Below are 8,385 nucleotides of genomic sequence, written 5' to 3'. Positions count from 1 at the left end.
TAGCCTCTGGGGGGGGGGCCCGCCCCCCCCCCCCCCCGCGCGGACGCCCCCCCACCCACGGACGTCCGGCGCACATGGGTGGGCGCGCCCGGAGCCGGAGAGCCGTCTCAAATGGAAACACCAGCCCGCCGGCGTGCGTGGATCGCCGACGGGCTGGTGAGCCGGTGGGTGGTGCTCAGTCGATTTCCTCGTCGATGCGGCCGATGCGGGAATCGGGGGCGTGGCCGTCGATGGAGATGCCGGGGTAGCCGCGTTCGGCGAGTTCGGTGCACATGCGGCGGTATTTGCCCACGCCGCCGACGTAGCCCATGAAGGTGGTGGGTTTGCCGGCGATGTTCGAGCCGCGGTACCAGGAGTCGGTGCCGGCGTAGAGCGTCTGGCCGACGGTTTCCTCGGTGATGGTCACCCAGTCGTCCTGGGCCTCGCTGGTGGGTTCGATGACCTGGGCGCCCTGGGACTTGGCGTGGTCGATGAGCCCGGTGATCCAGTCGACGGCCTGCTCGATGGTGACGATGACGTTGCTGACGAGTGCGGGGCTCTGCGGGCCGCCGATCATGAAGAAGTTCGGGAACCCGGCGGTCATGATGCCCAGCAGGGTGCGGGTGCCGTCGCTCCACGCGTCCTGCAGCTTGCCCGCCTGCGGCGTGGTGATGTTGAGCGCGAACAGCGGGCCGGTGAAGGCGTCGAACCCGATGGCCAGCACCAGGGCGTCGACGGGGTAGGACTCGTTGCTGGTGATGATGCTGTCGGCGGTCATGGTCTCGATGGGTTCGTCGCGCAGCGAGACCACGGAGACGTTGGGGCGGTTGAAGGTTTCGTAGTAGTCGGTGCCGAAGCAGCTGCGCTTGGCGCCCAGCGGGTGGTACCGGGGCTCCAGGACGCGTGCCTTCTCGGGGAGGTCGACGATCTCGCGGATCTTCCCGCGCATGAATTCCGCGGCGGTCTCGTTGGCCTCGGTGTCGAGGAGCAGGTCGGCGAACTCCGCGCCGACGCCGAGGAATCCGCTGCGTTCGTAGGCCTTCTCGTAGCGCTGGTGCCGTTCTTCGGCGGGGACGTCGAAGGCGCGGTCGGTGACCGGCCGGTCCGGGATGCCGCCGGGGGAGTGGCGGCATTCTTCGCGGATGGCGGGGTAGTTGCTCTTGATCTTCTCGACGGTGTCGGGGTCGAGCGGGGCGTTGCGGGCGGGGAAGACGTAGTTGGGGGTGCGCTGGAAAACGGTGAGGTGCTCGGCGACCTCGGCGATGAGCGGGATGCACTGCACGCCGGATGATCCGGTGCCGATGACGGCGACGCGTTTGCCTCCGAGGTCGTCCAGGGAGATGTTCCAGCGGCTGGTGGACACCGTGATCCCGGTGAAGTTCTCCTGCCCGGGCACGTCGACGTCCTTCGGCGTTGACAAGCCGCCCGATCCGGCGAGCAGGTAGCGGCCCCGGCGGGTTTCGCCGGAGTCGAGCGCGACCTCCCAGAGGTGCTCGTCGGCCAGCCAGGTCGCGGAGACCACCCGGGTGTTGAACTGGAAGTGCCGGCGGAGGTCGAAGCGGTCCGCCACGTGATTGATGTAGGCCAGGATCTCGGCCTGCGGGGCGAAGCGCTCGCTCCAGGTCCACTCCTGCTGGAGCTCTTCGCTGAAGGAGTAGGAGTAGTAGACGCTTTCGACGTCGCAGCGGGCACCGGGGTAGGTGTTCCAGTACCAGGTTCCGCCGACGCTGGGAGCGGTCTCGAATCCGGCGAAGCTCCAGCCCTTCTCGGTGGTCTTGTACGCGGCGTACAGCCCGGAGAACCCGGCGCCGACGCACAGCACGTCCACAACAGGGGCGGTCGACGAAGGGGTGTCAGTCATGGTCTCTGCCTTCTCGTCGTCTGGAGCGGGTCATGGACAAGCCACACAAGATAGATTGTCAGCTGTCTGGGTCATTTGACTAAGAAGTTAAGCGCGGGCTGTTCGTTCGTCAATGGCAGGACCGCGCCTCAGGAAGGTGAGGGCGGCGCGGCGAGGCCGCGCAGATGGCGAACGACGTCGTCGATCGCCGCGTCGGTCTTGGCGAAGACGCCGACCTCGGTGAAGAAGCCGTGGAACACCCCCCGATAGCGGATCGCGGTCACCGCAACGCTGTCGTGGCGCAGTCGCTCGGCGTAGGCCTCGGCGTCGTCGCGCAGCGGGTCGACCTCGGCGGTCAGGACCAGCGCGGGTGGCAGAGCTCGCAACGACCGAGCCCTCATCGGGGCCGCGAGGTGTCCGACGTCCCCGCAACCGGCGCCGACGTACTGCTCCCAGAGCCAGCGGGCGTCGGCAGCGGTCAGCAGGGGTGCGTCGGCGAACTCCGTCCAGGACGGTCTGGAGAACGAATCGTCGACGGCGGGGTAGATGAGGACCTGCGAGGCGGGCCGGGGCAGTGCGAGGTCCCGGATCTGGAGGCAGAGCGCGGCGGCGAGGTTGCCGCCTGCCGAGTCTCCGCCCACCGCGATCACGTCCGGGTCGATGCCGAGCTCGGGTGCCGATCGGCGGAGCCAGGTCAACGCGTCGAAGGAGTCTTCGAGGGCGGCCGGGTGTGGGTGCTCCGGGGCAAGTCGGTACTCCGGGGACAGCACCGCCCACCCGGACCGCGCGGCGATGGCGCGGCAGACCTCGTCGGCGCCGTCGAGGGTGCCGAGGACGAATCCGCCGCCGTGGAGGTAGATCAGCGCCGGTCGTGGGTCTGCTGTGGCGGAGCGGGGCGGGTGGTACAGGCGAGCCCGGAGGTGTCCCGACCTGCCGGGCACGGTCAGCTCGTCGACGCGGTCCAGGTGGGTCTTGGGGTTCTCGGAAGGCGCTGTGGACAACAGCTCTCGCGCCGATTCGGCTCCGAGTTCGCGGAGCGGGCTCCTCAGCACTTCGGCGTTGGCCTGGGCGACGAGTTGGGCGTCGGCGTCGAGGTGGCCCCAGTGCGAGGGGCGGGGCTTGGTCACGCGATGACTCTCCAGGTTGAGGTGGGTTGGGGTGTTGACAGTGTGTGACCTGTGCCGCAACATAGTCAAACGTCCAAGTCGCCTGACTAAGACCGCCGGGTGGTGGAACGGGTGACTCTCCGCGCTTCGCGTGTGATCTCGCGAATTCGAAAGGACCACAAGATGACCGAAACCGCGACGGTCCCCACGGCGCCCCCTGCGGGTGCCGGACAGGTCGAGGTCAGGACCGAGGATGATGCGAGCCCGATCGTTCGGTTGATCGGGCGCACCTTGCGGGACTCAGCCCGGGCCGGGCACGCGTTCGAGACCCTGCGCAGGTCGGCGGGAACGGTGGCGATCTGTTCGCACGACACGCCGCAGGCGGCGACGATCGCCTTCGGCGACAACGGAATCGACGTGTCCAGCGGCGTGTTCGTCGCGCCGAACGTGACGCTCACCGTCGACCTCAACGCGCGGTTCGCGCCGGTCGGGGATCCCGTGGGCGATGCCGATCTCGCTGCCGGGATCCTCGCCGCCCTGGCTCCGCCGCTGCCGGACTGGCGCGCGGCGGCGCAGCACTTCTGGGAGGCCGCTCGGTCCATGCCGGGCATCCCCGACGTCTTGATCGCGGTGACCGAAGGTCCGGACGGCGTGGAACAAGCTGTTGTGGGCCAAGGGAGTTCGCAGTACTTGATCGCGGGCGAACCGGAAACGCTGGCCGGGATCTTCTCCGGCGCGGACGATCTGCTCGCGGTGCTGTCCTCGGGTGTGCTGGGGATCCAGGGCACGTTGTCTCAGCTGTCCGTGATGGTCGGCGCTTCCTGGAAGGTTCGTTACGATGACTGAACTCACCACGGCTGCACGGGGTGCGCACGCCCTGGAAACTCGTTCGCGGACGGTGCGTCTGGAGGCGACGAACCCAGAGGGGAGTTTCCTGGGCAAGAACGTCGCTCGGGAGAAGTTCGCCTCCGGTGCGGACTCCGGTTTCGCCTTCGCTGATCTGCTGTTCGGTCTGGACCTGGGCAATGCCCCGGCGTTCGGGTTCGCCTACCCGGAGTGGCGCGGGCATCTGGACGACGTCTACTTCCGCCCCGACATGTCGACGCTGGTGGAGTGGGCGCCGGGACTCGACGCGGTGATCGGTGATTACTGGCTCAAGGACGGAACGCCCGTTCCGCTGTGCCCGCGCAACCTCGTGCGGAAGATGGTTGATCGGCTCTCGGCTTCCGGTTTCACCGCCGCCGTCGCCGTCGAGATCGAGGCGACGGTCTTCGAGGAGTCGGTTCAGGAGGCGCGGTCCCGCGGTTACCGCGATCTCACGCCTCTCGGTGGGACCGCGGGAACGGCCTACCACCTCGCGAAGTCGAAGGACTGGGTCGAGTACATGAGCGCGGTCACACGTCGTCTCGACGAGGTGGGCATCGCGTGGGAGGCGTGGAGCGACGAGGACGCCGCCGGTCAGATCGAGCTGAACCTCGCGCCGGGTGATCCGATCGCGGTCGGGGATGCGTGGGCGCGGACCCGGCAGGTCATGCGGGAGGTCGCGTTCGAGCAGGGGCGCACCGTGACGTTCATGGCCAAGCCCACCGCCGGCTACGGCCAGGCGTCGCACCTGAACGTGTCGCTGCAGCGCGACGGGGTCAACGCCTTCCACGCCGAGGACGGGCCGTCGGCGACGATGCGCCACGCCATCGGTGGGCTGCTGGCGACGATCGAGGGCAACACGTCGATCGTGCTGCCGCAGATCACGTCGTACCGGCGGTTGGTCGACCTCAGCGGACCGCCGGTGACGATCACGTGGGGCATCAGCAACAAGACCACCGCGGTGCGGGCGGTGTGCGGGCATCCGACGCAGTCCCGCCTGGAGTACCGGCTCCCCGGTGCGGACGCGAACCTGTACCTCGCGCTGGCGGGTGTGCTGGCGGGCGTGATCGCGGGCGTGGAGCGCAAGATCGAGCCACCGGAGCCGGTGAGCGAGATGGCGTGGTGCCTGCCGCCGGGGCTGGGCGTCGAGCGGTTGCCGGACACCATGACCAAGGCTGCCGACAAGCTCGAGCAGGATCCGCTCCTCCGGGATCTGCTGGGCGGGGAGTTCGTGGACTACTGGGTCGGGTCTCGCCGGTGGGAGTGGATGCAGTTCCACACCGCAGGCGGTGATCCGTTCGCCGAGCTCTCGGAGTGGGAGTCGGCCCGGTACTTCGAACTGCCGTGACGGCGATGACCACCGACACCTCACCCCTGACGCGGCCGCTCATCGGCATCACCGGCCGGCGCTACCGCCTGGATCTGCTCGGAGGGGATCGCCGCTACGGCGATCGCTGCGCGGACAGCTACATGTCGGACTTCGCCGACCGGATCGCCCGAGCCGGTGGGCTGCCGGTGCACCTGTCGTACGACACCGATGTGGTGGCGATCTGCCAGTGGCTGTGCGGGGTGGTCATCACCGGCGGGCAGGACCTGCACCCGGCGTGCTGGGGCGGGGACACCTCGGTGGTCCGCGGGGTTGATCCTCGCGCGGATCCGATGGTCCACGACGTCGAGCGCGACGAGTACGAGATCGCACTCGCGCGCGCCGCCCTGGCGCGCGGGCTACCGGTGCTGGGTGTGTGCCGGGGCATGCAGGTCCTCAACGTCGCGCTCGGCGGCACCCTCGTCGCCGACCTCCCGCCGAGCGCGGTGCGGCACCTCTCGGAGGAGTCGGCGCCGACCGACGGCGCGGCCGACCACGTCGTGGTCTTCGAACCAGGCTCGATCGCGGCGGAACTGCTCGGGGACCGGGCGGTGACCAACTCGTGGCACCACCAGGCCGTCGACCGCTGCGGTGCGGGGCTCGTGGTGACCGGCCGGACGAGCGACGGCGTGGTCGAGGCCGTGGAGCTCCCCGGTTCACCGGTCCTCGGCGTGCAGTGGCATCCGGAGTGGATGGTGCGTGCCGATCCGACGATGAGCTGGATCGTCGAGGAGTCGGCCCGCCGGGTTCCCACGACAGCAACATCGACGAACGCGAGAGAAAGGCAGCAGTCATCGTGAACGAGTGGGGCGAAGGGGCCGACGTCGCGTCGCTGTGTGGTCAGCAATCGGTCGTGGCGATGGAGCGCATCGGGGACGACCCGTCCACTCCGACGCTGAACGCTCTGCTGTCCGCGTGCGCGACGCGCTTCCCCGACGAGGAGTTCCTGCGGTTCGGCGACACGTCGTGGACCTTCGCCGAGATCGACAGGTGGACGTCGAAGTTGGCGCACCGGCTGATCGAGGTCGATGGCGTTCGGGTGGGTGACCGCGTCGCGATCATGCTGCCGAACATCGTGCACTGGCCGGTCGCGTGGCTGGCCGCGCTCAAGGCCGGTGCCGTGGCCGTGCCGATCAACTCCTCGTACAAGAGCGCAGATCTCGCGTTCGTCCTGGAGGACTCGGGCGCGCGAATCGTGGTCACCGACAGGGAACGCGCACCGCTCGTGAACGACGCGGCAGCCGAACGCGGCCTGGAGGAGGTGCGCATCGTTGATCTCGCCGAGGACGGGACCGGTCCGTTCCCGGCGACCGCGCCGGAGGTGGTCGTCGACGCCGACACGCTCGCCAACCTGCAGTACACCTCGGGCACGACCGGTTTCCCGAAGGCGTGCGTGCTCACCCACGACTACTGGGTCCGCCTGGGCTGGGTCTGCGCCGCGGTCACCGAGCTCGGGCCCGAGGACGTCCTGCTGACGGCCCAACCGTTCTCGTACATGGATCCGCAGTGGAACACCGCGCTCGCGCTGACGGTCGCGGCTCCCCTGGTGGTGCTGCCGCGGTTCTCCGCCTCCGGCTTCTTCGCCGACGTCCGCCGTCATCGGGCCACGTTCTGCTACGTGCTCGGCTCGATGCCGACCCTGCTGTTCAAGCAGGCACCGCACCCCGATGACCTGGACAACGACCTCCGCCTGGTGCTGTGCTCGGGCATTCCAGTGGGCCTGCACGCCCAGCTGGAACAGCGCTGGGGAGCCCCGTGGCGGGAGGTCTTCGGCATGACCGAGTCCGGGGTCGATCTGTTCAGCCCGGTCGACGACACCGGCGCGGTCGGGAGTGGCAGCCTCGGTATTCCCGTGCCGACCAAGACGATTCGCGTGGTCGATCCGGACGGCAACGATGCTCCCGACGGCGAACCGGGTGAGATGGTCATCTCCGGCAAGCCGATGATGAACGGCTACTGGAACAGGCCGGAGGCGACCGCGGAGGTGCTGCGGGACGGTTGTCTCCGCACCGGCGACGTCGTCCTCCGCCGACCGGATGGCGGCATCCAGCTGGTCGGGCGGGTCAAGGACATGGTGCGCCGCGGCGGTGAGAACGTCGCGAGCGCCGAGGTCGAGGCCGCGCTGGAACGCGACGACGTGGTCGTCGACTCCGCCGTCGTCGCCGAACCCGACGAGGTGCTCGGCGAAGAGGTGAAGGCCTTCATCCAGCTCGCCGAGGGGATCGTGCCCGAGCGGGCGACAGCCGAGCGGGTCATCGAGCGCGTCCGTCACCAGCTGGCGCACTTCAAGGTGCCGCGCTACGTCGAGTTCGTGCCGGGGTTTCCCCGCACGCCGTCGGAGCGGATCAACAAGCCGGCGCTCAAGGCGCGCGCGGCGGACGAGCCCGGGATCACCTACGACCTGCGTCCGCGCCGTGAGAACACCTCGGCGACGGCGAGTTCTGGCGTCGTGGACGTCGAGGTCGTGCGGGAGGTGGCCGTGGTGACGTTGCGCCGCCCGGAGAAGCTGAACGCCCTGGACGTCGAGGCGCGGGTGCGGCTGGCGGAGGCCATCCGCGAGCACGGAACAGGTGACGCGGCCCGCGGGATCGTGCTCACCGGCGAGGGACGGGCGTTCTCGGCAGGGGAGGACCTCTCCTCCGCTCCCACCTCCTACGAACAGCTCCGGTCGGCCTTGGAGACGTTCCACGACATCACGCGAGCGATCCTGCAGACGAACGTTCCGGTCATCGCCGCGGTCAACGGCCTCGCCGTGGGCGGGGCTTCGGAGATCACGCTGTGCTGCGATGCGCGGATCGCGAACCCTGCGGCGGAGTACTACCAGCCGGAGAACCGCCGTGGCCTGACCATCTCCAACGCGTCGAGCGTGCTGCTCCCGCGGCTGGTCGGCAACCACGCGATGCGGATGATCCTCGGCTCGCCGCGCATCGGCGCCGACGAGGCACTGCGGATCGGGTTGGTGGACGAGATCGTGCCGCCGGACGAACTCATCGACCGGGCCATCCGCACCGTCCACGCCTGGACCCCGGAGAACAGCACGACGGCTCCCCACCTGGCACTCCTGCGGCCGCAGCTCGAGGAGATCGAGAAGGCCTTCGCCCGCGAGGACGTCGCCGGGCAGCAGGCGTGGGACAGCGGGGTGGTCAGCGCGGGCATCGCGGGCTTCTGGACGGCCAAGGCAGGTCGACCGTGACCCGGAAAGCCCAGAGCCGAAACGTCCATCGCACAGC

At 69.2% G+C, this 8,385-nt stretch carries 6 protein-coding genes; 4 read left to right on the top strand and 2 right to left on the bottom strand.

Annotated features, from left to right (window positions below; all coding sequences use genetic code 11):
- Positions 1-175: 175 nt before the first annotated feature.
- Together AB0J91_RS20535 and AB0J91_RS20530 are read right to left on the bottom strand one after the other, a co-directional pair.
- A complete protein-coding gene (locus tag AB0J91_RS20535; RefSeq protein ID WP_363871154.1) occupies positions 176-1,840 on the bottom strand; it encodes an NAD(P)/FAD-dependent oxidoreductase in 1,665 nt (554 codons plus the stop codon).
- A 128-nt stretch (positions 1,841-1,968) separates the two neighbouring features.
- The gene (locus tag AB0J91_RS20530; RefSeq protein WP_363871151.1) at positions 1,969-2,946 is read right to left on the bottom strand and encodes an alpha/beta hydrolase; all 978 of its coding nucleotides are present in this window, start codon (positions 2,944-2,946) and stop codon (positions 1,969-1,971) included.
- Between the two features lie 162 nt (positions 2,947-3,108).
- Here AB0J91_RS20530 and AB0J91_RS20525 point away from each other — a divergent pair, with 162 nt between their 5' ends.
- From AB0J91_RS20525 to AB0J91_RS20510, 4 genes are read left to right on the top strand one after another with little or no spacing between them, the layout of a single operon-like run.
- On the top strand, positions 3,109-3,771 hold the full coding sequence (locus tag AB0J91_RS20525) for a hypothetical protein (protein ID WP_363871149.1): 663 nt from the start codon (positions 3,109-3,111) through the stop codon (positions 3,769-3,771).
- Complete coding sequence (locus AB0J91_RS20520) at positions 3,764-5,137, top strand: glutamine synthetase (protein ID WP_363871146.1); 1,374 nt, start codon at positions 3,764-3,766, stop codon at positions 5,135-5,137. Before AB0J91_RS20525 ends, AB0J91_RS20520 begins: the two co-directional genes overlap by 8 nt.
- 5 nt (positions 5,138-5,142) lie before the next feature.
- Positions 5,143-5,955 carry a gamma-glutamyl-gamma-aminobutyrate hydrolase family protein gene (locus tag AB0J91_RS20515; protein ID WP_363871144.1) on the top strand — a complete coding sequence of 271 codons (813 nt, stop codon included), beginning with the start codon at positions 5,143-5,145 and terminating at the stop codon, positions 5,953-5,955.
- Positions 5,952-8,348: an AMP-binding protein gene (locus AB0J91_RS20510; RefSeq protein WP_363871141.1), complete on the top strand. Its 2,397-nt coding sequence runs from the start codon at positions 5,952-5,954 to the stop codon at positions 8,346-8,348. The genes AB0J91_RS20515 and AB0J91_RS20510 overlap by 4 nt, the downstream gene beginning before the upstream one ends.
- The last annotated feature ends 37 nt before the right edge of the window (positions 8,349-8,385 follow it).

Origin of the sequence: Saccharopolyspora sp. NPDC049357, from assembly GCF_040677225.1 — a bacterium.
Classification (GTDB): Bacteria; Actinomycetota; Actinomycetes; order Mycobacteriales; family Pseudonocardiaceae; genus Saccharopolyspora.
The sequence above is the reverse complement of the archived record's forward strand: the minus strand, read 5'-3'. Positions and strand labels throughout refer to the sequence as shown.